Source organism: Streptosporangium sp. NPDC001559, from assembly GCF_042893955.1.
GTDB lineage: Bacteria > Actinomycetota > Actinomycetes > Streptosporangiales > Streptosporangiaceae > Streptosporangium.
Genome location: NZ_JBIAVG010000026.1, coordinates 84942 through 107698, shown reverse-complemented (window position 1 = coordinate 107698; position 22757 = coordinate 84942). Strand labels below are relative to the sequence as shown.

At 71.6% G+C, this 22757-nt stretch carries 27 protein-coding genes; 21 read left to right on the top strand and 6 right to left on the bottom strand.

Going from position 1 to position 22757, the window contains the following annotated elements; genetic code table 11:
- Window positions 1–407, bottom strand: a 407-nt coding sequence (locus ACFYY8_RS39305; protein ID WP_390050168.1) for a membrane dipeptidase, incomplete at its 3' end; no start/stop codon positions are given.
- A gap of 251 nt (window positions 408–658) precedes the next feature.
- On the opposite strand from ACFYY8_RS39305, the gene ACFYY8_RS39300 reads away from it, so the two are divergent.
- The 4 genes from ACFYY8_RS39300 (at window position 659) to ACFYY8_RS39285 (ending at window position 4065) form a co-directional block, all read left to right on the top strand.
- Window positions 659–1525, top strand: coding sequence for a GNAT family N-acetyltransferase (locus ACFYY8_RS39300; protein ID WP_390050166.1), 867 nt, complete (start codon window positions 659–661; stop codon window positions 1523–1525).
- The gene (gene murQ / locus ACFYY8_RS39295) at window positions 1522–2412 is read left to right on the top strand and encodes an N-acetylmuramic acid 6-phosphate etherase (protein ID WP_390050164.1); all 891 of its coding nucleotides are present in this window, start codon (window positions 1522–1524) and stop codon (window positions 2410–2412) included. The genes ACFYY8_RS39300 and murQ overlap by 4 nt, the downstream gene beginning before the upstream one ends.
- 123 nt (window positions 2413–2535) lie before the next feature.
- Complete coding sequence (locus tag ACFYY8_RS39290; protein WP_390050162.1) at window positions 2536–3429, top strand: LLM class F420-dependent oxidoreductase; 894 nt, start codon at window positions 2536–2538, stop codon at window positions 3427–3429.
- 126 nt (window positions 3430–3555) lie between these two features.
- Window positions 3556–4065, top strand: a complete 510-nt coding sequence (locus ACFYY8_RS39285; RefSeq protein ID WP_390050160.1) for a hypothetical protein — start codon at window positions 3556–3558, stop codon at window positions 4063–4065.
- 19 nt (window positions 4066–4084) lie between these two features.
- On the opposite strand, the gene pgm is transcribed toward ACFYY8_RS39285, so the two are convergent.
- The 3 genes from pgm to ACFYY8_RS39270 form a co-directional block, all read right to left on the bottom strand.
- Window positions 4085–5722, bottom strand: a complete 1638-nt coding sequence (gene pgm, locus ACFYY8_RS39280; RefSeq protein ID WP_390050158.1) for a phosphoglucomutase (alpha-D-glucose-1,6-bisphosphate-dependent) — start codon at window positions 5720–5722, stop codon at window positions 4085–4087.
- A 74-nt stretch (window positions 5723–5796) separates the two neighbouring features.
- Window positions 5797–6561 carry a maleylpyruvate isomerase family mycothiol-dependent enzyme gene (locus ACFYY8_RS39275; protein ID WP_390050156.1) on the bottom strand — a complete coding sequence of 255 codons (765 nt, stop codon included), beginning with the start codon at window positions 6559–6561 and terminating at the stop codon, window positions 5797–5799.
- 193 nt (window positions 6562–6754) lie between these two features.
- Entirely contained in the window at window positions 6755–6943 is a 189-nt protein-coding gene (locus ACFYY8_RS39270; RefSeq protein ID WP_390050154.1) for a hypothetical protein, read from the bottom strand.
- A 17-nt stretch (window positions 6944–6960) separates the two neighbouring features.
- On the opposite strand from ACFYY8_RS39270, the gene ACFYY8_RS39265 reads away from it, so the two are divergent.
- Together ACFYY8_RS39265 and ACFYY8_RS39260 are read left to right on the top strand one after the other, a co-directional pair.
- Entirely contained in the window at window positions 6961–7611 is a 651-nt protein-coding gene (locus ACFYY8_RS39265; RefSeq protein ID WP_390050152.1) for a hypothetical protein, read from the top strand.
- Window positions 7612–7846: 235 nt separating this feature from the next.
- Entirely contained in the window at window positions 7847–8554 is a 708-nt protein-coding gene (locus tag ACFYY8_RS39260; protein ID WP_390050150.1) for a fasciclin domain-containing protein, read from the top strand.
- An 81-nt stretch (window positions 8555–8635) separates the two neighbouring features.
- Here the strand turns inward: ACFYY8_RS39260 and ACFYY8_RS39255 are convergent, their stop codons facing one another.
- Together ACFYY8_RS39255 and ACFYY8_RS39250 are read right to left on the bottom strand one after the other, a co-directional pair.
- Window positions 8636–9454: an SAM-dependent methyltransferase gene (locus tag ACFYY8_RS39255; RefSeq protein ID WP_390050148.1), complete on the bottom strand. Its 819-nt coding sequence runs from the start codon at window positions 9452–9454 to the stop codon at window positions 8636–8638.
- A gap of 184 nt (window positions 9455–9638) precedes the next feature.
- Entirely contained in the window at window positions 9639–10142 is a 504-nt protein-coding gene (locus tag ACFYY8_RS39250; protein ID WP_390050146.1) for an ATP-binding protein, read from the bottom strand.
- 231 nt (window positions 10143–10373) lie between these two features.
- Between ACFYY8_RS39250 and ACFYY8_RS39245 the strand changes: the two genes are divergently transcribed.
- The 15 genes from ACFYY8_RS39245 (at window position 10374) to ACFYY8_RS39175 (ending at window position 22695) form a co-directional block, all read left to right on the top strand.
- Window positions 10374–10619 (top strand): DUF397 domain-containing protein, encoded by a 246-nt coding sequence (locus tag ACFYY8_RS39245; RefSeq protein WP_390050144.1) that lies wholly within the window; start codon window positions 10374–10376, stop codon window positions 10617–10619.
- A 110-nt stretch (window positions 10620–10729) separates the two neighbouring features.
- Window positions 10730–11635, top strand: coding sequence for a helix-turn-helix transcriptional regulator (locus ACFYY8_RS39240; RefSeq protein ID WP_362911807.1), 906 nt, complete (start codon window positions 10730–10732; stop codon window positions 11633–11635).
- A 52-nt stretch (window positions 11636–11687) separates the two neighbouring features.
- On the top strand, window positions 11688–13295 hold the full coding sequence (locus ACFYY8_RS39235; RefSeq protein ID WP_390050142.1) for an SDR family oxidoreductase: 1608 nt from the start codon (window positions 11688–11690) through the stop codon (window positions 13293–13295).
- A gap of 21 nt (window positions 13296–13316) precedes the next feature.
- Window positions 13317–13877: a DJ-1/PfpI family protein gene (locus ACFYY8_RS39230; RefSeq protein ID WP_390050140.1), complete on the top strand. Its 561-nt coding sequence runs from the start codon at window positions 13317–13319 to the stop codon at window positions 13875–13877.
- A 243-nt stretch (window positions 13878–14120) separates the two neighbouring features.
- Window positions 14121–14735 carry an SIS domain-containing protein gene (locus ACFYY8_RS39225; protein ID WP_390050138.1) on the top strand — a complete coding sequence of 205 codons (615 nt, stop codon included), beginning with the start codon at window positions 14121–14123 and terminating at the stop codon, window positions 14733–14735.
- A complete protein-coding gene (locus tag ACFYY8_RS39220; protein ID WP_390050136.1) occupies window positions 14732–15004 on the top strand; it encodes a HypC/HybG/HupF family hydrogenase formation chaperone in 273 nt (90 codons plus the stop codon). Before ACFYY8_RS39225 ends, ACFYY8_RS39220 begins: the two co-directional genes overlap by 4 nt.
- Window positions 15001–15702 carry an SIS domain-containing protein gene (locus tag ACFYY8_RS39215; RefSeq protein WP_390050134.1) on the top strand — a complete coding sequence of 234 codons (702 nt, stop codon included), beginning with the start codon at window positions 15001–15003 and terminating at the stop codon, window positions 15700–15702. The genes ACFYY8_RS39220 and ACFYY8_RS39215 overlap by 4 nt, the downstream gene beginning before the upstream one ends.
- A gap of 50 nt (window positions 15703–15752) precedes the next feature.
- The gene (locus tag ACFYY8_RS39210) at window positions 15753–16826 is read left to right on the top strand and encodes a hydrogenase expression protein HypE (RefSeq protein WP_390050132.1); all 1074 of its coding nucleotides are present in this window, start codon (window positions 15753–15755) and stop codon (window positions 16824–16826) included.
- Window positions 16827–16923: 97 nt separating this feature from the next.
- Entirely contained in the window at window positions 16924–18750 is a 1827-nt protein-coding gene (locus ACFYY8_RS39205; RefSeq protein ID WP_390050130.1) for a nickel-dependent hydrogenase large subunit, read from the top strand.
- Between the two features lie 15 nt (window positions 18751–18765).
- A complete protein-coding gene (locus ACFYY8_RS39200; RefSeq protein WP_390050128.1) occupies window positions 18766–19386 on the top strand; it encodes a NifU family protein in 621 nt (206 codons plus the stop codon).
- Complete coding sequence (locus ACFYY8_RS39195) at window positions 19383–20039, top strand: DUF5947 family protein (RefSeq protein WP_390050126.1); 657 nt, start codon at window positions 19383–19385, stop codon at window positions 20037–20039. Before ACFYY8_RS39200 ends, ACFYY8_RS39195 begins: the two co-directional genes overlap by 4 nt.
- Window positions 20032–20673: a DUF6084 family protein gene (locus ACFYY8_RS39190; RefSeq protein ID WP_390050124.1), complete on the top strand. Its 642-nt coding sequence runs from the start codon at window positions 20032–20034 to the stop codon at window positions 20671–20673. Before ACFYY8_RS39195 ends, ACFYY8_RS39190 begins: the two co-directional genes overlap by 8 nt.
- Window positions 20670–22073 carry a hypothetical protein gene (locus ACFYY8_RS39185; RefSeq protein ID WP_390050120.1) on the top strand — a complete coding sequence of 468 codons (1404 nt, stop codon included), beginning with the start codon at window positions 20670–20672 and terminating at the stop codon, window positions 22071–22073. Before ACFYY8_RS39190 ends, ACFYY8_RS39185 begins: the two co-directional genes overlap by 4 nt.
- Window positions 22070–22594 (top strand): hydrogenase maturation protease, encoded by a 525-nt coding sequence (locus ACFYY8_RS39180; protein ID WP_390050117.1) that lies wholly within the window; start codon window positions 22070–22072, stop codon window positions 22592–22594. The genes ACFYY8_RS39185 and ACFYY8_RS39180 overlap by 4 nt, the downstream gene beginning before the upstream one ends.
- Window positions 22591–22695 (top strand): DUF6893 family small protein, encoded by a 105-nt coding sequence (locus ACFYY8_RS39175; RefSeq protein WP_386196579.1) that lies wholly within the window; start codon window positions 22591–22593, stop codon window positions 22693–22695. The genes ACFYY8_RS39180 and ACFYY8_RS39175 overlap by 4 nt, the downstream gene beginning before the upstream one ends.
- Window positions 22696–22757 lie beyond the last annotated feature (62 nt).

The following is a 22757-nucleotide window of genomic DNA, read 5'->3' as shown; positions in this document are numbered from 1 at the left end:
GAGGCGATGCGGATGCCGAGGCGGTGCAGGGTGGGCAGGAGTTCGGTGTTGGTGTCGAGGGCGGGGGCGCTTTCGAGGGCGAGGACGAGGGCGATCTTGTTTTCGGTGAGGGTGTGGTCGATGTGTTGTCCGGTGAGGCAGAGGCGGACGTGGTCGGGGTTGCCTTCGGCGAGGGTGTGGGCGCATTCGATCATGCGGAGGGTTTCGCGCAGGGCGCCTTCCGGGCGGTGGCGGTCGTCGATGAAGACGGGCAGGACCTGGATGTTCACGCCGCCTTCGTGGAGTTGGGGCAGCCATCGGTCGCGGAAGAAGGAGGCCCATCGGCGGGGCGGCCGCGCGGTGACCGCCATCAACAGGTCGTTGTGGGTATCCGCGACGACGGCGCGGTGATGTAGATCAGCGGACACGTGCCAACCCTTCGATGCGTGGTTATCGCGACGGTATGACAGGTCGGGGTCAGCGGAATTCGTCAGGTTTACCGAAGAGCGGAAGGTTGTTCGTGCGTCCGGACAGGAACGCGCGGGCCGTACCGGACGGCCGGACCGGGCGGTACGGCCCCGCGCTTCGTATGATCGACGCAGGTCATCGGCCCCGCCGTACGGGTGGGGGAGCGGTGCGAGGCGGGGAGGGGCCGGTGGGGGAACGGGGAGTCCGGGAGATGACCGCGGCGGACGCGGTGGCCGTCGGCGAGGTCGCGCGGGCCGCGCTCGCACTCGACGCCCGGGAGGCGCCCCTGCTCGTCGCCAGGCTGCTGCGTCCGCCGAGGGAGCGCAGATGGACGGCGCTGGTGACCGATGACCTCGACGGGGTGCTGTTCGCCTCGATGTCCGCGACCACCTCCGACGGGCACGCCAACGGGCACATCGACCTGCTGGCCGTCGCCCCCGGCGCCAGGAGGCGGGGCAGGGGCAGAGCGCTGGTCGGGGCGGCGGAGGAGTGGCTGCGCGGCCAGGGCGCGACCGAGGCGAGGTTCGCGGGCAACCCGCCCTGCTACGCCTGGCCCGGCGTGGACGTGCGCTACACCCCCGCCGCCTGCCTGGCCGAGCGTCTCGGCTACGAACGGTACGACACCGCCTGGAACATGACCGCCGACCTCACCGGGGACCTGTCCGTCGAGGCCGACCTCGAAAGACTGGCGGCGGCGGGCGTCGCCGTGCGCAGGGCCACCCGGCAGGACGCCGGAGCCGTGACCGCCTTCGTCGAAACGCACTGGGGCGGCGACTGGGCCTGGGAGACGGCACAGGCGTCCGGCTGCCACTACGCCTCCCGCGACGGCGAGATCATCGGCTTCGCCGCGTGGGGCACCAGGCCCGCCTGGTTCGGCCCGACGGGCGTCGCGGAGGCGGCCAGAGGACTCGGCGTCGGCCAGGTGCTGCTGCGCCGCTGCCTGGCCGAACAGCGGGACTCCGGCCTGACCGAGGCGCAGATCTCCTGGGTCGGGCCGCTGCGCTTCTACTCCAGGGCGGTCGGGGCACGCGCCGAACGCGTCTTCTGGCTCTACCGCAGGGAGCTGGGGCGGCCGTGACCGATGACGCGCCGACCGAGCGGCGCGACCCGCGCTACGACCGGATCGACCGGCTGGGCACCGAGGAGCTCGCCCGGCTGATGAACGCCGCCGACGCGACCGTGCCCGCCGCGGTGGCCGAGGCGATCCCGGCGATCTCCGCGGCGATCGACGCCGTGGTCGCCAGGATGCGCGCGGGAGGCCGTCTGCTCTACGTCGGCGCGGGCACCTCGGGCAGGCTCGCCGTGCTCGACGCCGCCGAGTGCCCGCCGACCTTCGGCACCGACCCCGGGCTGGTCCAGGGCGTCATCGCGGGCGGCGAGCCCGCGCTGAGCCGCGCCGTCGAGGGCGCCGAGGACGACGCGGAGGCGGGGACCGGGGCGATCGCGGACCGGCGGGTCGGCGCGCTCGACGCGGTGGTCGGCGTCTCCGCCGGGGGAGGGGCCCCGTTCGTCCTGGCCGCGATCACCGAGGCGGGCCGCAGGGGCGCCCTGACCGTCGCGCTGACCTGTAACACGGGCACCGCGCTCTCCCGGGCCGCGCGGCACCCGATAGAGGTGGTCGTCGGCCCCGAGGTGGTCGCGGGCTCGACCAGGCTCAGGGCGGGCACCGCGCAGAAGCTGGTCCTCAACATGATCTCCACCATCACGATGGTCAGGCTCGGCCGCACCCACGGCGGCAGCATGGTGGAGATGACGGTGACGAACGCCAAGCTCGCAGGCAGGGCGGTGCGGATGGTCGGCGACCTCGCCGGAGTGAGCCCGCAGGAGGCCCGCTCCGCGCTGGAGGCGTCCGGATGGCGGGTGAAGACGGCGGTTCTGGTGGCCGAGCGGGGCGTCGGCCCCGGTGAGGCCGACGCCCTGCTGGACCGTCACGGCGGCGACCTCACCGCCGCCCGCGAGGCCTGAGCCCCTGTGTGATCTTCCCTGTCGAACATGGGATGATCGGGAAACCGTCGCCCGGCCGTACGCGGGTGAAGGTGGGGCCCGGAGCGGGTCCCGCGCGTTCCACGGGGTTGATCGGAGAAGAACATGGGCATCGGCCAGGTCGGTGTGTGGCATCCGTTGTTCGGCAGGGGCGAGGTGGCGGCGGTGCGCCGGACGGCGGCGGCGATCGAGGGGCTGGGTTACGGCGCCCTCTGGTTCGGCGAGGCGCCGGGGACCAGGGACGCGTTCGCCACCTCGGGAATCCTGCTGGCGGCGACGGAGCGGGTGGTGGTCGGCACCGGCATCGCCAACATCTGGGTCCGGGACGCGACCGCCATGGCGGCCGGGGCCGTGGCGTACGGCGAGGCCTACCCGGGCAGGTTCGCCCTGGGCATCGGGGTCAGCCACGCCCCCCTCGTCTCCCAGCGGGGACACGACTACGCGCGCCCGCTGGCCGCGATGAGCGCCTACCTCGACGCGATGGACGCCGTGACGGGTGAGCTGCCCTTCGCCGCCGAGCCGCCCACCCCCCGCCTGCTGGCCGCGCTGCGGCCCAGGATGCTCGAACTCGCCAGGGACAGGGCCGACGGCGCCCACCCCTACTTCGTGCCGCCGGAGCACACCGTGCTCGCCAGGAAGATCCTCGGTGACGGCCCCCTGCTCGCCCCCGAGCAGGCCGTGGTCCTGGAGACCGACCCCGCCGAGGCCAGGCGGATCGCCCGTGAGCACATGGCGGGCTATCTGAGGCTGCCCAACTACGTCAACAACCTGCTGCACCTCGGCTACGGCGAGGACGACCTGACCGACGGCGGCAGCGACCGCCTGGTCGACGCGATCGTGGCCTGGGGCGACGTGGAGACCGTCGCCGCGCGGGTCAGGGCGCACCTGGACGCCGGAGCCGACCACGTCGCCGTTCAGCCGCTTCCCGTCGACCTGGACGGCGCGGTCGTCCAGCTCGCCGAACTCGCCCCCGCCCTGGGCGTCAGGCCCGCCGGGTAGGGGTCCCCGTGGCTCCGGCGCCACCGTTCCGTGACTGAGTGATCGTATTTCTTGGAAAACATTCGGTTCAGGGCCGTGAGCTGGGAACAAACCGTGTGAGAGGTCACGCGAAGGGAGTTCCCGCGGGTGGACGACCCTGATGAGGAACGGGCGCTGCGAGCCCTGGGGACGGCGCTCGACGCGAACGCGCCCGTGATCCGGCATCGGCTCAGGCGTTTCCCCGAGGGCACGCCGTTCCTGCGGCTGCGCCTTCCCGGGGCCAGTGACGCCGCGCTCTTCCTCGACGGGCGCCAGTGGATCTACCTGAGCGAACCGGGGCGGGGCGCGCCCGTCACCGAGTTCGCCGCGGGCCAGCTCGACGACGACCCCGAGGTCGTCGTCGAGCGCCTGATGTCCGTGATGGGGCGTTCACAGGGCCGTACCTGGCGGCCGGGGCGCCTGCTTCGGGCCCTCGCGTTCGGGTTCGGCGCCGCGGCGCTGGTCTGTGTGCTGAGCGGGCTGATCATGGCGGTCCTGGTCGGGGGGAGCGGTTACGTCTCCGAGGCCTCGACCAGGGGCGTCTACGTCCTGGCGGTCCTGTTCGGCCTGATCGCCGGGGTGTGGGTCGGCGTCCGCCGCTGGCGACGCCTTCCCTGACCCCGTCCTCTCCTGCGGCTCAGCCGAGCGTCTCCGAGACCAGCTCCCTGGCCGCCTCCTGGACCAGCGCGAGGTGCTCCGGCCCCTTGAAGGACTCGGCGTAGATCTTGTAGACGTCCTCGGTGCCCGAGGGCCGGGCGGCGAACCAGGCGCTGTCCGTCGAGACCTTGACGCCGCCGAGGGCGGCCCCGTTGCCGGGCGCCGAGGTGAGGATCCCGGTGATCGGCTCCCCGGCCAGCGTCGTGGCGGTCACCCGGTCGGCGGAGAGCCCGGCGAGCACCGCCTTCTGCTCCCTGGTCGCGGGGGCGTCAACCCTGGCGTAGGCCGGGTCGCCGAAGCGGGATACCAGGTCGGCGTAGTGCTCGCTCGGCGAGCGCCCCGTCGTCGCGATGATCTCCGCGGCCAGCAGCGCCAGGATCAGGCCGTCCTTGTCGGTGGTCCACACCGAGCCGTCGCGGCGCAGGAACGACGCCCCGGCGCTCTCCTCGCCTCCGAAGCCGAGGGAGCCGTCGAGCAGCCCGGGGACGAACCACTTGAACCCGACGGGCACCTCGTACAGCCGCCTGCCCAGGTCCGCGGCGACGCGGTCGATCATTCCGCTGCTCACCATGGTCTTGCCGACGCCCGCGCCCGCAGGCCAGTGCGGCCGGTGGGAGTACAGGTAGGAGATCGCCACGGCGAGGTAGTGGTTGGGGTTCATCAGGCCGCCGTCCGGGGTGACGACGCCGTGCCGGTCGGCGTCGGCGTCGTTGCCCGTCGAGACGTCGAAGGCGTCGCGGCCCGCGATGAGGGAGGCCATCGCGTACGGCGACGAGCAGTCCATCCGGATCCTGCCGTCCCAGTCCAGCGTCATGAAACGCCAGGTCGGGTCGGTCAGCGGGTTGACCACCGTCAGGTCGAGGCGGTGCCGCTGCGCGATCTCGGCCCAGTAGGCCACACTCGCCCCGCCCAGCGGGTCGGCGCCGACGCGCACCCCCGCCTCCCTGATCGCGTCGAGGTCGAGCACGGAGGGCAGGTCGTCGACGTAGGCCGCCAGGAAGTCGTGGCGGCCGGTGGTGTCGGCGGCCAGCGCCCTGGCGTAGGACAGCCGCCTGACCTCCTTCAGCCCGTCCGCGATCAGCGCGTTGGCCCTGTCCTGGATCCACGAGGTGGCGTCGGTGTCCGCGGGGCCGCCGTTGGGCGGGTTGTACTTGAAGCCGCCGTCCGTCGGCGGGTTGTGCGAGGGGGTGACGACGACGCCGTCCGCGGTGCCCGCCGTACCCGACCGGTTGTGGGTGAGGATGGCGTGTGAGACCGCCGGGGTCGGCGTGTAGCCGTCCCGGCTGTCCACCAGGACCCGCACCCCGTTGGCCGCGAAGACCTCAAGCGCCGACACCCGCGCGGGCTCGGAGAGCGCGTGACTGTCCGCGCCGAGGAACAACGGGCCGTCGATCCCCCGTGCCGCGCGGTACTCCACGATGGCCTGGCTGGTGGCCAGGATGTGGTCCTCGTTGAAGGCGGCGTTCAGTGACGAGCCGCGGTGGCCCGAGGTGCCGAAGGACACCCGCTGGCCCGCCTCCCCGGGGTCGGGGTGCAGCGCGTAGTAGGCGGTCACCAGGCGGGCCACGTCGACCAGGTCGGACGGCTGGGCCGGCTGCCCCGCGCGATCGTGCGTCATCGTCATCTCCTCATGTCATTTCTGGCAAATGCTTATTTACCCCGACCATGGGAGATGTCGCGTGGCAGGGGCGGTCACCGCAGCCAGGGTGGTGGAGCGGGCAGCGGCCCCGCGGGGCTGACCGTGAGCCCGGCGCCGTCGCTCCTGCCGATCAGCCAGGCGAGCAGCGCCCGGCTCCTGCCGGTCACGAGCGGTCCGGGGCCGAAGTCGTGCCTGATCTCCCCGTCGGTCGCCACGATCCGCATGCCGGGAACGTCGCGCCTGGCCGCCAGGTCGGCGACCACCCTGCGGCACTCGTCGGCGGCGAACCAGCCGGGCCAGTCGTCGGGCGTGTAGGCGGTGCCCAGGTCCACGTGGTGGATCTCCAGTTCCTGCAGCAGGCTGGAGACCGTCTCGTGCACGGGGCGCCCCGACTCGTCCGGCCAGCGGACCGGGCGGCGCCAGGCGGCCCTGGGATGGTCGCGGATCGCGGTCAGCACCCTGGTGACCGAGGAGCGCAGCCGCTCCATGAGGTCTGCCGCGGGGCCCCTGGCGTCCCGTTCGACCTGTTCGGCCCGGTCGCGCTCTCCGGGGTAGCGCGGGATGGGCAGGCCGGTCCGCGCGGCGACCAGCAGCCTGAAACGGGATTCGGCGCCCGCCGTGAGGTGGGCGACCACGTGTGCCCGGGTCCAGCCGGGCAGTCGTGACGGGGCGCGCAGTTCGGCCTCGGGCAGGCCCGCGGCGTCCTGGAGCAGTCTGTCGGCGCTCTCACGCAGGTACGGCAGGAGCGTGAGCGGCACCCCGTCGGCGATCTCCAGAGTCATGGTTCCCCGCTTGCCGCCGGGTACCTCTGGTGTCACGTCTTCCTCCACATCTCATCGGGGATCAGGCCGATTCCGTCCACCCTCTCTCTCCGGCGTCGTCCGTGACGGCTTTATGAAGCGGTCGTGCACGGAAAAGTCATGATTTACGCCCTGAGCATGGCGGACGGCACCCACCCCGTGACCCCGTGGGCAGGCGTCACCGGCGGTCCTCCCGCGGCCTTCAGACCGGTCAGGCCTGGTCCTCCGCGGGCACGCCGCCCTCGGCGTCGCCCGAACTCTCGGCGAGGCGGGTGCGGAGGCGGTCCCGGATCTCCTCGGGGGTGTAGGCGCGCCGCCGCCGTTCGGCTCTGGCGATCACCACGCCGGTCGCCGCGACGCCCGCCACCCCGGCGAGACCAAGTATCTTCCACCACCGCATATGCCTAGGCTACAGAAATGTCCGGCAAGAGCATCAGCCTCGATGAGGCGGTCGATCTGACCCGTACCGGCGACGTGTGGCTGTTCCGCGGCCGTACCGTCCCCGACAGGGCCATCCAGACCATGACGAACAGCCCGGTCAACCATGTCGGAATGTCCGTCGTCATCGACGACATGCCCCCGTTGATGTGGCACGCGGAACTCGGCCGGTCGCTGCCCGACATGTGGTCGGGGACCAACCAGCGCGGGGTCCAGCTGCACGACCTGCGGGACGCGGTCGGCGTCTGGGCCACCCGGTACGGCCAGCGCGCGTGGCTGCGCCAGCTCGAACCGCAGGCCGCCAGGGAGATGGAGGACGCGGCGCTGCGCACGGTCGCCCTCCTGGACGGCACGCCGTTCCCCTCGACGGCCAGGCTCGCGGGCCGCTGGATGCGCGGCAGGGTGCCGAGGATCTTCAAGAGGGGCGCCTCGCAGGACGCGCTGGAGAGCGCCTACTGCGCCGAGGTCGTCGCCGTGACCTACGAGGCCATGGGCCTGCTGCCCGCGGACCGCAGGCCCAACTGGTACGACCCAGGACGTTTCTGGAGCGGTGACGACCTCAGGCTCGCCGAGGGCTTCCGGCTCGGCGGGGAGATCAGGGTGAACACCGGAGTCGCACGGCGGAGATGACTGCATTTAGAGAATGATCTCCGGATTATTCGTGATCTACAGGCTTAAGCGTGCTCTGTAGAGGTGTGTCAGGTTTCTGTGACTATTGGAGGTACATGGGAGATATGTAGTCAAGATTCACTCAGTGGGGCATTTGTCGCGAAAGGAGGGGGCATTGATCTACGACAGAGCGATGAGGCATCGGGACCCGTCCGGTGGGCCCGGGCGGCCCATCCGTCCAACCAAGGAGATCAACGTGAAGTCCTCTCTTCTCGCAGCCGCTCTCGCCGCGGTGGCCCTGGCGGCCCTCCCGGTGGCCGCCCAGGCGAGCGCCGCCGGTTCCGTCCTCACCTTCACGCCCGCGCCGGAACCGGAACCGTCCGAGATGGTTCCCGTCGAGCCTTCGGGCGCTCCTTCCGAGGGCCCGTCCGAGGGGGCCTCGGAAGGTCCCTCTGAGGGCCCCTCCGAGGGGCCGTCCGAGGGAGCCGCGGCCGTGCCCTTCGGGCCGGGCTGCAGGAAGCTCCCCGAGACCGGTCCGGGCAGCCCGGTCGAGATCGCCAAGGAGAAGGTCGCGACCGCCGTCGAGCAGAGTCCCCTGCTGTCCCAGCTCGCCGAGGCCCTCAAGAAGTCCGAGCTGGTCGAGCAGCTGAACTCCTCCGAGGGCATCACGGTGTTCGCGCCGACCAACGAGGCGTTCTCCGCGCTGCCGCAGGACGTCAAGGACAAGCTCAAGGCGGACCCCGCCCAGCTCAAGAAGGTCCTCACCTACCACGTCGTCTCCGGCAAGGTGAAGCCCTCGGAGCTGCAGAACGGCTCGCTTGAGACGCTTGAGGGCGGCAAGCTCACCGTGAAGCAGGAGAACGGGGAGTACACGGTCAACGACGCCAAGGTCGTCTGCGGCAACCTGCCCACGGCGAACGCCGTCATCTACCTCATCGACAAGGTGCTCACCCCGCCGCAGTGACCGGCGGCCGTACGGCTGAGGGGCATCCGCCGCCGGTGCCCCTCACCGGGCTGTCCGGGCCAGGAGCCCCTCGCGGAGCTCTCAGGCCGCGGGCTTGCGGCCGACGCCGCCGACCGCCCACGTCCTGTCCGGCCCCCGCGTGGTGAGCGGATTGTCCGGGCGCCAGTGGCGCAGGTGGACGAGGCCGGGATCGACCAGGTCCAGCCCGTCGAAGAAGCGCAGCACCTGACTCCGGGTGCGCCTGGTGTCCTCGCTCCTGCCCAGGGCCCGCTGGTAGACGGCGACGATCGGCCCCGCGACCTCGGGACGGGTGTCGAAGACCGCGTGGGCGAGGACGAGGTGGCTTCCCGGGGCGAGCGAGTCGCGCAGCAGTGCCACGCTCTTGAAGGGGTCGTCCTCGTCCGGGGTGAACTGCAGCGTGTGCGGGATCAGCGCGGCCACGGGGCGGCCCGGATCGATCAGGCACCGCAGGTCGGGGTCGGCGAGGACCTCCTCCGGCCTGAGCGCGTCCCCCATGACGACGGCGGTCCGGGGGTCGGTCGCCAGCAGCGCCCTGGCGTGGGAGAGCACGACCGGGTCGTCGGCGACGTAGACCACGCGGGCGCCGGGCAGCCGGGACTGGGCGACCTCGTGGACGTTGCGGCGGGTGGGAAGCCCGGCGCCCAGCACGAGGAACTGGTCCACGCCCTGCCCGGTGAGATAGCCGACCGCGCGGGCGATGAAGCCCTGCCGCTCCCTGGCCATCGTCCTGATCTCCGGGGCCACGGCCAGTACCTGTTCCGCGGCCCTGCGGTCGGCGGCGAAGTTGTCCTTGCCGCCGAGGAAGTAGTCGTTCATCCGCGCGACGTTCGGCACGCTCGTGTCCAGAGCCGCCGGGAACCGCCTGACCGAGTCGCTCATGCGTCACCTCCCCGGTTGCCTGTGAGACTAAGGAATCAGGCCGTCCATTGGTAGACGCCTGCTCCCTGGCAATGGAGAAAAGTGATAACTATTCAGTATTTATCGCATGGCATTCGTGATTTGACGTACTTAAAGGGTGTTTTCGGATATGCCACACTGACATCCCGGCCTGCCCGGGCCGATGTCAGTGGCAGGGCTCCAGACGCCGTCCCTCTCCCGAGGGGAGGGCGAAGGCGGCCCACACGGCCTTGCCCCGGCTGGCCAGCGGAGCCCAGCCCCAGGTCTGGCTGATCCCCTGGATCACCTGAAGCCCCCGCCCGCTCTCGGCCTCGTAGTCGGGCTCGCGCAGGCTCGGGCCCTGGTCGCTGGGATCGGTGACCGCGCACAGCACCGCGTTCTCCGTGCAGCAGAGGATCACCCGGACCTCCTGCACCCGGTGGGTGCCGACCACTCCGCGGACGCCGTGCCGTACGGCGTTGGTGACCAGTTCGGAGACGACCACGCCGGTGTCGTCGATGAGCGGGTCGAGCTGCCAGGCGCGCAGGGCGGTCGAGGTGAACTCCCTGGCGGTCCTGGCGGCGTAGGGGTCGTGAAGAAGGCTGCGGGCGGCCATCTGGAGATGGGCCGACTGACCTTCGCCCTCCGTCCACGGCGGCAGGCCGCTCGGCGGGAGCACGTGATCAAGCATTGACAACCACCGTTCCCACCCACCGATCTCTGTCCGGATGGATGTGGCTTGATGTCTTTGGCGAGCAGTCATCTGCGACCTTGGGGAGGCGTGGCGATCGCGTTGCAAGGGCAATCCGTCTAGTCATCTTGCACGGCGTGATGTGCATAGGCAAGTACAGATGCACGTGCATCTGCACAAAGACGTATGATCGTACGAGAGTTTCCCTCCCTGGACAGGTGAGAGGCGAGGATGAGTCAGTTGCACAACGGCATGTCGGCGGCCCTGCTGGACGGAGTCGTCTGGCGCAAGAGCCGGTTCAGCAATCCCAGCGGCAACTGTGTTGAGCTGGCCGTACTTCCAGGCGGCGGGGTGGCGATCCGCAACTCGCGCGATCCCCTCGGGCCCGCCCTGATCTACACCTCCCGGGAACTCGGCGCCTTCGTCCGGGGGATCAAGGGAGGCGACTTCGACGATCTGATCGCCACGGCCGACTGAAAGAACAAAATTCTGGGTGGCCGGGAGGGCTTGACGGGGGTACCGTGAAGGCTCGCGATCGCCACAAAGAGTGGGCGGGGGCTCGCGTTCCGCGCTTGAAGGACTACCAGATGATCACACCTCACGCAGAGGGCGAGCCGGTCCCTCCGACCTCGATGGCCGTGCCGCGAGGCAGCTCGACGGTGCTCAGGATCGTGCTCGGTGCCCAGCTCCGCCGCCTGCGCGAGGAGCGCCACATCACCCTGGAGGCGGCCGGACGGACCATTCGCGCCTCGCACTCCAAGGTCAGCCGCATGGAGCTGGGCAGGGTCAGCTTCCGCGTGAGAGACGTCGCCGACCTGCTCACCCTGTACGGCGTGACCGCCCCCGACGAGCGCCAGGCGCTGCTCGGCCTGGTCGAGCGGGCCAACGTGGCCGGGTGGTGGCACAACTACAACGACGTCCTGCCCTCCTGGTTCGAGACGTACGTCGGCCTTGAGGAGTCGGCCTCCGTCATCCGTAACTACGAGGTCCAGTTCGTGCCCGGTCTGCTGCAGACCGAGGACTACGCCAGGGCGGTCGTCCTGCTCGGCTACCCCAGCGCCTCCGAGGACGAGGTCGAGCGGCGCGTACGGCTGCGCATGGCACGCCAGCGCATCCTGCACGCCCAGGACCCGCCCCGCCTGTGGGCCGTGGTCGACGAGGCGGTGCTGCGCCGTCCCCTCGGCGGTCCCGAGGTGATGCGCGGCCAGATCGACCACATCCTGAACTCGCTCGAACTGCCCAACGTGACCGTCCAGATCGTGCCGTTCAGCGTGGGCGGCCACGCCGCGGCGGGCGGGCCCTTCAGCATCCTGCGCTTCTCCCAGCCCGACCTGCCCGACGTGGTCTACATGGAGCAGCTCACCAGCGCGGTCTACCTGGAGAAGCGCGACGACGTCGACAGCTACCTGGAGGTCATGGAGCGCCTGTGCATCGAGGCCGAACCGGTCGGGCGCACCAGGCAACTGCTCCTCGAACTCCGCGAAGAGCTGTAACACGCGGGGCGCGGTCGCAACCGCGCGCGCCCCGCCGTACGAACATGGTCGAGTGAAGTGCCTTGTCACCGGTGCGACCGGATACGTCGGCGGGCGGCTCGTGCCCGAACTGCTGGAGGCGGGCCACGAGGTGCGCTGCATGGCGCGCTCGGCGGCCCGGCTGCGTGACCACCCGTGGGCGGGACGGGTCGAGACGGCCCAGGCAGACGCCACGGACCAGGAGAGTACGGCCAGGGCCCTCGACGGCGTCGAGGTCGCCTACTACCTCATCCACGCCATGGGCGGGGGGAGGGACTTCGCCTCCTCCGACCGCCGCGCCGCCACGGTCTTCGCCTCCGCCGCCGCGCGGGCCGGGGTGCGCCGCGTCGTCTACCTCGGCGGGCTGACCCCCGAGGGCGGGCCGATTCCCGAGGGCGGGCCGGCCTCTGAGGGAGGACCGGCCTCTGAGCGTGAGCCGGCCACCGGGCAAGGGCTGTCGCCGCACATGCGCTCCCGTGCCGAGGTGGGACGCATCCTCCTCGACGCCCCGGTGCCCGCCGTGGTGCTGCGGGCCGCGGTCGTCATCGGCTCCGGCTCGGTGTCGTTCGAGATGCTGCGCTACCTCACCGAGCGGCTGCCGGTGATGACGACGCCGAGCTGGGTGCGGACCAGGACGCAGCCCATCGCGATCCGCGACGTCCTGCGCTATCTCGTGGGATGGGCGTCGGTCGAGGAGGAGGTGAACCGCTCCTTCGACATCGGTGGCCCGGACGTGCTCACCTACGCCGACATGATGCGCGTCTACGCCTCCGTCGCCGGGCTGCCCCGCCGCGTCATCATCCCGGTGCCGCTGCTCAGCCCCAGACTGTCGAGCCACTGGGTGGGGCTGGTCACCCCCGTCCCCGCGGGCATCGCCAGACCCCTGGTCGAGTCGCTGCGCAACGAGACCGTCTGCCGCGAGCACGACATCGCCCGTCACATCCCCGACCCGCCCGAAGGGCTCGTCGGCTTCGGTGACTCCGTCGCGCTCGCCCTGCGGCGGATCAGGGAGGCGAAGGTCACCACCCGCTGGTCCTCGGCCTCGACGCCGGGCGCGCCGAGCGACCCGCTGCCGACCGACCCCGGCTGGGCGGGCGGCAGCCTCTACACCGACCGGCGGGCCCGCCGCGTCCAGGTGCCGCCGGAGGCCCTCTGGGCGGTGATCGAGTCGGTCGGCGGGGAGAACGGCTGGTACTCCCTGCCGGTCGCCTGGCGCGCCCGCGGCTTCCTCGACCGTCTCGTCGGCGGGGTCGGGCTGCGCCGGGGCCGCCGCGACCCGCGGCACCTGCGCGTCGGCGACGCGGTCGACTTCTGGCGGGTCGAGGAGGTCGAGCCGGGACGACTGCTGCGGCTGCGGGCGGAGATGCGCCTGCCCGGCCTGGCCTGGCTCGAACTCGGCGTCGGCCGAGCAGGGGAGGAGACCGTGTACCTGCAGCGGGCGATCTTCCACCCCCACGGGCTGGCCGGTCACCTCTACTGGCACGCCCTCTCGCCCTTCCACGGCCTGATCTTCGGCAGGATGCCGCGCAACGTCGCCGCCGCGGCGGAACGCAAGGTGCGCGAGTGGCGAAGAAGTCCGGTGGGAACCGGGTCGGGAAACGATTCCAGCGGGCACAACCCGCAGGACATCGTTTCCAGCTGAACCACAGGAGGGGTCCCGGCCATGGCCAAGATCCTGCTCGTCACCGGCGACGCCGCGGAGGACCTGGAGGTCTTCTATCCCTACCAGCGTCTGCAGGAGGAGGGCTACGAGGTGACGATCGCCGCTCCGGGCGTCAAGCGGCTGCAGTTCGTCGTGCACGACTTCGTCGAGGGCTTCGACACCTACACCGAGAAACCGGGCCACACCTGGACGGCCGACGCGGCCTTCGCCGACGTCGACCCGGAGGAGTACGCCGCCCTCGTGGTGCCCGGCGGCAGGGCGCCCGAGTACATCCGCTCCGACGCCGACCTCCAGCGGATCGTCAGGCACTTCGACGAGGCGGGGAAGCCGATCGCGGCGCTCTGCCACGGCCCGCTCGTGCTGGCCGCGGCCGGGGTTCTGCGGGGACGGTCGAGCAGCGCCTACCCCGCCTGCGCGACCGACGTCGAGGTGGCGGGAGGCACCTGGGTCGACAGCGCCGCGCACATCGACGGCAACCTGGTCACCGGGCGGGCCTGGCCGGACCACCCGGCCTGGATGCGTGAGTTCGTGAAGATCCTCAGGGTCGAGGCGCCGATCTGACGGCTCCACGGGACCGCCCCCGTGCGACCGCCGTACGGGGGCAGGTTCCCTTTCCGCTTCTTTCGCGGGAAAAACCTAAAGAGATATCCCTTCATGGGTTCTTCCGGGGATGTTGAGAAATATGTCAGGCATCCCGACTTATCTTTGCGAAATCTCCGATTGTCGTTTTCTCCCCATCAGGTCGCCCCGCCGTACGGTCGTTAGGACAGGGATGACGTCCGGCGCGAGGGGAGAGAACCGGTCGTGGACCAGACGCCTTTGGCCCGTGCCCAGGACGCGTTCGCGCGCCGGGTCGAGCCGGCTCTCGCGCTGGCGGAGGAGGCGGGCCAGGTGGCCGAGGCCTGCCACGCCATGGCGGAACGCTTCCACGGCGGCGGCAGGCTCGTCGTCTTCGGCAGCGGGGAGGCGGCGACCGACGCCCAGCACATCGCCGTCGAGTTCGTCCACCCGGTGATCGTGGGCAAACGCGCGCTGCCGGCCTTCTCCCTGACGAACGACGTGGCGACCATCACGGGCATCACCGCTGTCGCGGGGGCCGAGGAGGTCTTCGCCCACCAGCTCCGCCACCTGGCCGTCCCCGGCGACATGGCGCTCGGCGTGTCCGCGACCGGGAACTGCGCCGACGTGCTCAGGGCGCTGGAGACCGCGAGGGCCCTCGGCCTGCTCACGCTGGCGCTGGTCGGCGGGGACGGCGGGGCGATCCGGGAGAGCGGCGTGGCCGACCACGTGCTCGCCGCCCGCTCCCACGACCCCCGGGTGGTCAAGGAGACGCACGTCACGATGTACCACGTCCTGTGGGAGCTGGTGCACGTGTTCTTCGAACAGCCCGGCGTGCTCGCTCCGAGGGTGGTCACGTGACCGGCCGGAAGCGGGCGGACGGCGTTGCCGGGGGCCGGACCCCGCCTGAGCCGTGCCACGAGGAGGTGTGCCTGACCTGCTCCGACGAGGCGGTGCCGGCCAGGGTGGTACGGCTGCTCGACGCGGGCCTGGCCGTGGCGGAGACCGGGCGGGGCACGGGGCGGGAAATGGTGGAGATCAGCGTCGCCCTGGTCGACGCCCAGGTCGGCGACGTCGTGCTCGTGCACGCCAGGGAGGCCATCGCCGTACTCAAGGGGGTGGACACATGAGCGCGCCGGACACCTCGGTCGAGTCGCTGTATCCGTTCCTCTACGCGGGCCCGACGGACCTGGAGGCCGTGCTGGCGGCGGTGCGCCGCTCGACGGAGGAGAAGGCCGGTGAGATCGTCGCCCTGCGCCGGGAGGTGCTCGACCGCGACGGCGCCGGGATCGTCGCCTGCGCCGAGGCCCTGGCCGAGGCCTTCGCCGGCGGCGCGAGACTGTTCGCCTTCGGCAACGGCGGCAGCGCGACCGACGCGCAGGACGTGGCCGCCCTGTTCCTCAGCCCGGGCTTCCTGCCGGACGGCGGGGCCACGACGCCGCTGCCCGCCTTCGCCCTCACCGGGGACGTCGCGGTGGTGACGGCGCTGTCGAACGACGTCGGTTTCGAGGTCGTGTTCGCCCGCCAGCTCGCCGCCTCGGCACGCGCCGGGGACATCGCGTTCGGGCTCTCGACGAGCGGCAACTCGCGCAACCTCGTCGCCGCCTTCGAGGAGGCGGACCGGCGGGGGATGACCACGGTGGGACTGGCGGGCTACGACGGCGGTCAGATGGCCGAGCTCGGCACCGTCGACCACCTGTTCGTGGTGCCGTCGAGCTCGGTGCACCGCATCCAGGAGGCCCAGACGACCGTCTACCACGTGCTGTGGGAGCTCACCCAGCACGCGCTCTCCCGGCACGGCACTCCGGCCGGGAGCAGCTCAGGCTGACAAGCACTCGTCCGACGGCGGGCAGGAGGCCCGCGAAGGTGGTGAGGCGCATGACCACGCAGAGCGGGTCGAAGGCGACCAACGAGGAGACGACACAAGAGCCGGTGGTTCACATTCTGTGGATCAACGCGGGCCTGAGCTGCGACGGCGACTCGGTCTCGCTGACCGCGGCGACCCAGCCGAGCATCGAGGAGATCGTGCTCGGCGCGCTGCCCGGCCTGCCGAAGGTCGCGGTGCACTGGCCGCTGATCGACTTCGAGTCCGGCCCCGTGCAGGGGGCGGACGTGTTCATCGACTGGTTCTTCAAGGCCGAGCGGGGCGAACTCGACCCGTTCGTGCTGGTGGTCGAGGGCTCCATCCCCAACGAGGGGATCAAGCAGGAGGGCTACTGGTGCGGGTTCGGCAACGACCCGGAGACCGGGCAGCCGATGACGACGAGCCAGTGGCTCGACCGGCTGGCCCCGAAGGCGACCGCGGTGCTGGCCGCCGGCACGTGCGCCACCTACGGCGGCATCCACGCCATGGAGGGCAACCCGACCGGCGCCATGGGGGTCGCCGACTACCTGGGCTGGGACTGGCGCTCCAAGGCGGGACTGCCGATCGTGAACGTGCCGGGCTGCCCGGTCCAGCCGGACAACCTGTCCGAGACGATCGTGTACCTGCTCTACCAGGTCGCGGGCCAGGCCCCGATGATCCCGCTGGACGAGGCCCTGCGGCCGACCTGGCTGTTCGGGGCCACCGTGCACGAGGGATGCGACCGGGCGGGGTACTACGAACAGGGACAGTTCGCGACCGAGTACGGCTCGCCACGATGCCTGGTGAAGATCGGGTGCTGGGGGCCGGTCGTCAAGTGCAACGTGCCCAAGCGCGGCTGGCTGAACGGGGTCGGCGGCTGCCCGAACGTGGGCGGCATCTGCATCGCCTGCACGATGCCGGGCTTCCCCGACAAGTTCATGCCGTTCATGGACGAGCCGCCGGGGGCGCTCATCTCCTCGACGGCCAGCGCCGCCTACGGCGGGGTGATCCGCAGGCTGCGCGCCATCACCCTCAAGACGGCGGACAAGGAACCGAAGTGGCGCAGGCGGGGGCACGAGCTGCTGACCGGCTACCGGGCGCCCTGGTGAACGGCACCTGGGTGACCGGCCCGCGATGTCCGGCAGGACACGGGCGTAACGAACACGGCGAGGGCAGGCCCGCGCACGCGGGCGGGACGGGGCTGACATGACGACGACACCGCACCAGGGTGGCGCGAAACCCGGGAAATCCGCGGCGGGACCGGGTCCGGGGGACAGCGAACTGGTGGAGATGGCCTGGGACCCGATCACCAGGATCGTGGGCAGCCTGGGCATCTACGCCAAGGTCGACTTCAAGCAACGCCGGGTCGCCGAGTGCTACAGCACCTCGTCGATCTTCCGCGGCTACAGCATCTTCATGAAGGGCAAGGACCCCAGGGACGCGCACTTCATCACCAGCAGGATCTGCGGGATCTGCGGCGACAACCACGCCACCTGCTCGGTCTACGCGCAGAACATGGCCTACGGCATCCGCCCGCCCGCGCTGGGGGAGTGGATCGTCAACCTCGGCGAGGCCGCCGAGTACATGTTCGACCACAACATCTACCAGGAGAACCTGGTGGGGGTCGACTACTGCGAGAAGATGATCGCCGAGACCAACCCCGGCGTGCTGGCGACGGCCGAGCGCACCGAGGCGCCGCACGCGGGCGAGCACGGCTACGCCACGATCGCCGACATCATGCGCTCGCTCAACCCGCTCGAAGGGGAGTTCTACCGCGAGGCGCTGCAGATGAGCAGGCTGACCAGGGAGATGTTCTGCCTGATGGAGGGCAGGCACGTGCACCCCTCGACGCTGTACCCCGGCGGGGTCGGCACGGTGGCGACCGTGCAGCTGTTCACCGACTACCTGTCGCGGCTCATGCGGTACGTGGAGTTCATGAAGAAGGTCGTGCCGATGCACGACGACCTGTTCGACTTCTTCTACACGGCGCTGCCCGGCTACGAGGAGGTCGGCAGGCGCCGGGTCCTGCTGGGCTGCTGGGGCAGCTTCCAGGACCCCGGGTACTGCGACTACGACTACCGCACGATGAGCGACTGGGGGCGGCGGGCCTTCGTCACCCCGGGCGTCGTGGTCGACGGCAAACTGCTGACCACCGACCTGGTGGACATCAACCTGGGCATCAGGATCCTGCTGGGCAGCTCCTTCTACGACGACTGGGAGGGGCAGGAGAAGTTCGTCACCCACGACCCGCTGGGCAACCCGGTCGACGCCCGCCATCCGTGGAACCAGCACACCATCCCGCACCCGCAGAAACGGGACTTCGCCGACAAGTACAGCTGGGTGATGTCGCCGCGCTGGCACGACGGGGAGAACCTGCTGGCCCTGGACACCGGCGGCGGCCCCATCGCCAGGCTGTGGGCGACGGCGCTCGCCGGGCTCGTCGACATCGGCTACGTCAAGGCCACCGGGCGCAGCGTGCAGATCAACCTGCCCAAGAGCGCGACGAAGCCGGAGACGACCTTCGAGTGGAGGATTCCCGAGCACAACGGGCAGCCGCTGTCGAACGCCCTCGAACGCAACCGGGCGCGCACCTACTTCCAGGCCTACGCCGCGGCCTGCGCGCTGTACTTCGTCGAGCAGGGGCTGGCGGAGGTGCGGGCGGGCCGCAGCGACACCTGGACGCCGTTCACGGTGCCCGAGGAGGCGGTCAGCTGCGGCTTCACCGAGGCGGTCCGCGGGGTGCTCTCGCACCACATGGTGATCCGCGACGGGAAGATCGCCAACTACCACCCGTATCCGCCGACGCCGTGGAACGCCAGCGTGCGCGACAGCCACGGCACGCCGGGGCCGTACGAGGACGCCGTGCAGAACACGCCGATCTTCGAGGAGAACCCGCCGGAGCGCTTCAAGGGCATCGACATCATGAGGGCGGTGCGCAGCTTCGACCCCTGCCTGCCGTGCGGGGTCCACATGTACCTCGGCGGCGGCGGCGAACTGCGCAGGCTGCACACCCCGCACGCGTTCGGCGCCTGAGACGGGGGCGGGCGGATGTCGGAGACCACCGGCGCGCAGGCGACGGGTGAGCGGGTCGAGGAGTTGCTGGCCGAACTGGCCGCGCTCGGTGACCCACTCGCCCGCGCCAGGGCCGAGGAACTGGTGCGGGCGCTGGTCGGCCTGTACGGCGCGGGCCTCGAACGCGTCATGGAGATCGTGACGGAGGAGGAGGCCACGGGGGTGCTGCGCCGGGTGACCTCCGACCCCCTGCTGTGCGGGCTGCTGGCGGTGCACGACCTGCACCCGCTGGACACGGGCGAGCGGGTACGGCTCGCCCTTGAGGAGGTCAGGCCCCACCTGGGCGGCCACTCGGGGGACGTGGAGCTCGTCTCCGTCGAGGAGGACACCGGCGTGGTACGGCTGCGCCTGCGCGGCGCCTGCGACGGCTGCCCTTCCTCCAGGATCACGGTGCGGCACGCGATCGAGCGGGCGGTGACCGAAGCGGCGCCCGAGGTGGTCCGCGTCGAGGTCGAGGGCATGGTCGGGGGCGATGCCGGGAGTGCCGCCGGGGACGACTCGCTGCTGCAGATAGGCACCAGGCCGCCCCCAGGGCCGTGCCCGGTCCCGGTCCTGGAACCGGGAACGCGGCCGGGGGCGGGGACGGTGGCGCGGTGAGCGCGGGACTGCGGCGCTTCAGGGAGCCCGCCGTCTCCGGGGCGCGCGGAGGCCGGGGAGCGCGGTGCTGCGAGCTGTGCGCCGAACCGATCGGCGAACGGCACGCCCACGTGGTGGACGTCGGCAGCCGCGCCCTGATGTGCGCCTGCCACGGCTGCCACCTGCTCTTCACCACCGAGGGGGCGGCCATGGGCAGGTTCCTCGCGGTGCCGGGCCGTCACCTGTACGCCCCCCGCCTGGCCCTGTCGGAGGCCGACTGGGAGGAGCTGCGGATCCCCGTGCGGATGGCGTTCTTCTTCCGCAACTCGGCGCTCGGCCGTACGGTCGCCCTCTATCCGAGCCCCGGAGGGGCGACCGAGTCCGAACTGCCTGCGGAGACCTGGGAACGGGTCCTGGCGGCCAACCCGGCCCTCGCCGACGTCAGGGCGGACGTCGAGGCGCTGCTCGTCGACCGGGGGCCGGACGGCTTCGTGGGCCATCTGGTGCCGATCGACGCCTGCTACGAGCTGGTCGGCCTGGTCAGGACCCTGTGGAAGGGCTTCGGCGGCGGGCAGGAGGCGTGGGAGGCCATCGACTCCTTCTTCGCGGACCTGCGCGAACGCGGCCGGGTCGTCGGTGGGCCCGCCGGTGAAGGGGGCGGGGGCCGTGACTGACCTCGGCTTCTCCTGCCTGGACGCCCGCCCGGACCCCTTCGCGGCCTCTCCGACGCTGCTCTTCCGGCTGCGCCTGACCGAGCCGGACGGCGGCAGGGTGCAGGCCGCCGTGCTGCGCTGCCAGATCCGCGTCGAGCCGCGCCGCCGCCGCCACACGCCGCGGGAGGCCGAACTGCTCGGTGACCTGTTCGGCGACCCCTCCCGCTGGGGCACCACGCTCACGGCGCTGCAGTTCGCCAACGTCTCGGCCACGGTGCCCGGCTTCACCGGCGAAACCGAGATCGACCTGCCGGTGCCCGTCACCTATGACCTGGAGGTGGCGGCGGCCAAGTACTTCGCGGCCCTCGACGACGGCGAGATACCGCTGATCCTGCTGTTCAGCGGCACCGTGTTCACCCGCACCCCGCAGGGCCTGTCCGCCGGGCAGGTGCCCTGGGACCGGGAGGCGCGCCACCGGCTGCCGGTGGCAGTGTGGCGTGAGCTGATGGACCGTCACTTCCCCGGGCAGGGGTGGCTGCGGCTCGACCGGGAGACGCTGCGCGAACTCGGCCGCTTCAAGTCCGCCAGGGCGCTGACCACCTGGGACGAGACCGTGCGGGCACTGCTCGCGCAGACGAGGGAGGCGGCCGGATGAGCACCCCCATGGAGACCGCCCGGCAGGTCGCCGACACCGTGCTGTACGAGGGCTACCTGCTCTATCCCTACCGGGCGTCGGCCGCGAAGAACCGGACACGATGGCAGTTCGGGGTTCTCGTGCCGCCCGGCTACACCGCGACCGCCGAACCGTCCCGCTGCCAGACCGAGTGCCTCCTCCAGGCGGGGGAGGAGGCGACGGTCCACGTCAGGCTGCGCTTCCTGCACCTGGTCGCCAGGACCGTCGAACGACTCGAAGCCGACGGCGTCCACCGGCCGGTCCCCTCCCTGCGGATCGGCGAGGAGACCCATCTGAGCTTCGACGAGGCCGTCGAGCGGGAGTGCGAGGCCGTCCTGCCGCTGGCGGAACTGCTGGAGGCCGGGCGGACCCTGGAGGCGGGCTTTCCCGGGGGCCGTACGGCCGAACCGCTCCTGGCCCCCTCGGGGCGGGCCGCCGGTCGTGTCGTGCGTGAGCACCTGCCCGTCGAGGCGGTGGCGCGGATCGGAGCCGAACGGCTCGCCGGGCCGTACGGGCCGGTCAGGCTGCGGGTGCGGGTCGAGAACACCTGCGGCTGGGAGCCAGGGCCGGGCGCGGGCCGCGACGACGCACTGCGCAGGTCGCCGATCGCCGCTCACACGCTGCTCGCGGTCACGGGCGGGGAGTTCCTGTCCCTGCTCGACCCGCCGGAATGGGCGGGTGAGGCGGCGCGCGCCTGCCGGAACCTGCACACCTGGCCGGTGCTCGTCGGCGAGCCGGGACGGCGCGACGCCGTGCTCTCCGCGCCGATCATCCTGTACGACCACCCGGCCGTCGCCCCGGAGAGCCCCGGCGACCTCTTCGACGCCACCGAGATCGACGAGATCCTCAGCCTCAGGACGATGACCCTGACCGAGGAGGAGAAGCGGGAGGCGAGGGCCACCGACCCGCGGGCCGCCCGCATCGTCGAGCGGACCGGGGACATGCCGGGTGAGATGCTCGAACGGCTGCACGGCGCCATCCGCTACCTGCGCTCCTGCGGGCCGGAGCCCGTACGGGAGGAGCGGCCGGTGCCGTGGTGGGACCCCGGCGCGGACACCTCGGTCTCCCCGGGGAGCGACGGCGTCGTCGTCGCGGGGGTGACCCTCGCCCGGGGCAGCAGGGTCCGGCTGCTGCCCGGCGGGGGCGCCTCCCCCGGGGCACCCGGCGGGCGCCGCGCGGACGCGCACGACATGTTCCTGACCGGGCGGGCCGCGACGGTCGAGGCCGTGCTGCTCGACGTGGACGGCGTCCATCACCTGGCCGTGACCCTGGAGGACGACCCGGGAGCCGACCTGCAACGCGCCCAGGGCCGCTTCCTGTACTTCTCGCCCGACGAGGTCGAGCCGCTCGACGGCGCCCCGGCGGAGGGGGAGGGCCGATGAGCGGCGGGATCCTGGTGGCGGGCGTCGGGAACGTCTTCTTCGGCGACGACGGGTTCGGCGTCGAGGTCGTCAGGCTGCTCGGCGAGCAGGGGCCGCCGGAGGGCGCCGTGGTGGCCGACTTCGGCATCCGCGGTGTCCACCTGGCCTACGAGCTGCTGGCCGGGTACGACGGCCTGATCCTCGTCGACGCCGTCCCCAGAGGGGAACGGCCGGGGACGCTGTCGGTCATCGAACCGGGCATCGACCGGGGGACCCGGGACGAGGCGCCGCTTCTCATGGGGGCGCTCGGCGACTCCCACGGCATGACCCCGGACGCGCTGTTCGCGCTGTTCGGCCCGCTCGGCGTCACCACCGAGCCGGTCCTGCTCGTCGGCTGCGAGCCCGCCGACACCTCGCCGGGCATGGGGCTCAGCGAACCGGTCGCCCACGCGGTCCCCGTGGCCGCGGGGCTCGTCCGGGAGCTGGTCGCGGAACAGGTCGCGGCGTCAGGCGCCGCGCGTATCGAGAGGGGAAGGACATGATCGGGAAAGTGCTGCTGCTGACGGCCGCCGCGGGAGTGGCGGTCGTGATCGCCGTCTCCCTGCCCGACATCCTGCGTTACAAGCGGATGAGGGAGATGTGACCGGCCGGTACGGCCCCGAGCGGGCCACCCGGGGCGAGACACCGACACGAGAGGCGGCGGGG

Excerpts from the sequence above, each read along its gene's own strand:
- ACFYY8_RS39255 (WP_390050148.1), bottom strand. The coding sequence starts at position 9,454 with ATGAGCGACTCGGTCAGGCGGTTCCCGGCGGCTCTGGACACGAGCGTG.
- ACFYY8_RS39290 (WP_390050162.1), top strand. The coding sequence starts at position 2,536 with ATGGGCATCGGCCAGGTCGGTGTGTGGCATCCGTTGTTCGGCAGGGGC.
- ACFYY8_RS39210 (WP_390050132.1), top strand. The coding sequence starts at position 15,753 with ATGACCACGCAGAGCGGGTCGAAGGCGACCAACGAGGAGACGACACAA.
- ACFYY8_RS39180 (WP_390050117.1), top strand. The coding sequence starts at position 22,070 with ATGAGCGGCGGGATCCTGGTGGCGGGCGTCGGGAACGTCTTCTTCGGC.
- ACFYY8_RS39205 (WP_390050130.1), top strand. The coding sequence starts at position 16,924 with ATGACGACGACACCGCACCAGGGTGGCGCGAAACCCGGGAAATCCGCG.
- ACFYY8_RS39200 (WP_390050128.1), top strand. The coding sequence starts at position 18,766 with ATGTCGGAGACCACCGGCGCGCAGGCGACGGGTGAGCGGGTCGAGGAG.
- ACFYY8_RS39300 (WP_390050166.1), top strand. The coding sequence starts at position 659 with ATGACCGCGGCGGACGCGGTGGCCGTCGGCGAGGTCGCGCGGGCCGCG.
- ACFYY8_RS39230 (WP_390050140.1), top strand. The coding sequence starts at position 13,317 with ATGGCCAAGATCCTGCTCGTCACCGGCGACGCCGCGGAGGACCTGGAG.
- pgm (WP_390050158.1), bottom strand. The coding sequence starts at position 5,722 with ATGACGCACGATCGCGCGGGGCAGCCGGCCCAGCCGTCCGACCTGGTC.
- ACFYY8_RS39175 (WP_386196579.1), top strand. The coding sequence starts at position 22,591 with ATGATCGGGAAAGTGCTGCTGCTGACGGCCGCCGCGGGAGTGGCGGTC.
- ACFYY8_RS39240 (WP_362911807.1), top strand. The coding sequence starts at position 10,730 with ATGATCACACCTCACGCAGAGGGCGAGCCGGTCCCTCCGACCTCGATG.
- ACFYY8_RS39270 (WP_390050154.1), bottom strand. The coding sequence starts at position 6,943 with ATGCGGTGGTGGAAGATACTTGGTCTCGCCGGGGTGGCGGGCGTCGCG.
- ACFYY8_RS39250 (WP_390050146.1), bottom strand. The coding sequence starts at position 10,142 with ATGCTTGATCACGTGCTCCCGCCGAGCGGCCTGCCGCCGTGGACGGAG.
- ACFYY8_RS39245 (WP_390050144.1), top strand. The coding sequence starts at position 10,374 with ATGAGTCAGTTGCACAACGGCATGTCGGCGGCCCTGCTGGACGGAGTC.
- ACFYY8_RS39215 (WP_390050134.1), top strand. The coding sequence starts at position 15,001 with ATGAGCGCGCCGGACACCTCGGTCGAGTCGCTGTATCCGTTCCTCTAC.
- ACFYY8_RS39185 (WP_390050120.1), top strand. The coding sequence starts at position 20,670 with ATGAGCACCCCCATGGAGACCGCCCGGCAGGTCGCCGACACCGTGCTG.
- ACFYY8_RS39265 (WP_390050152.1), top strand. The coding sequence starts at position 6,961 with ATGTCCGGCAAGAGCATCAGCCTCGATGAGGCGGTCGATCTGACCCGT.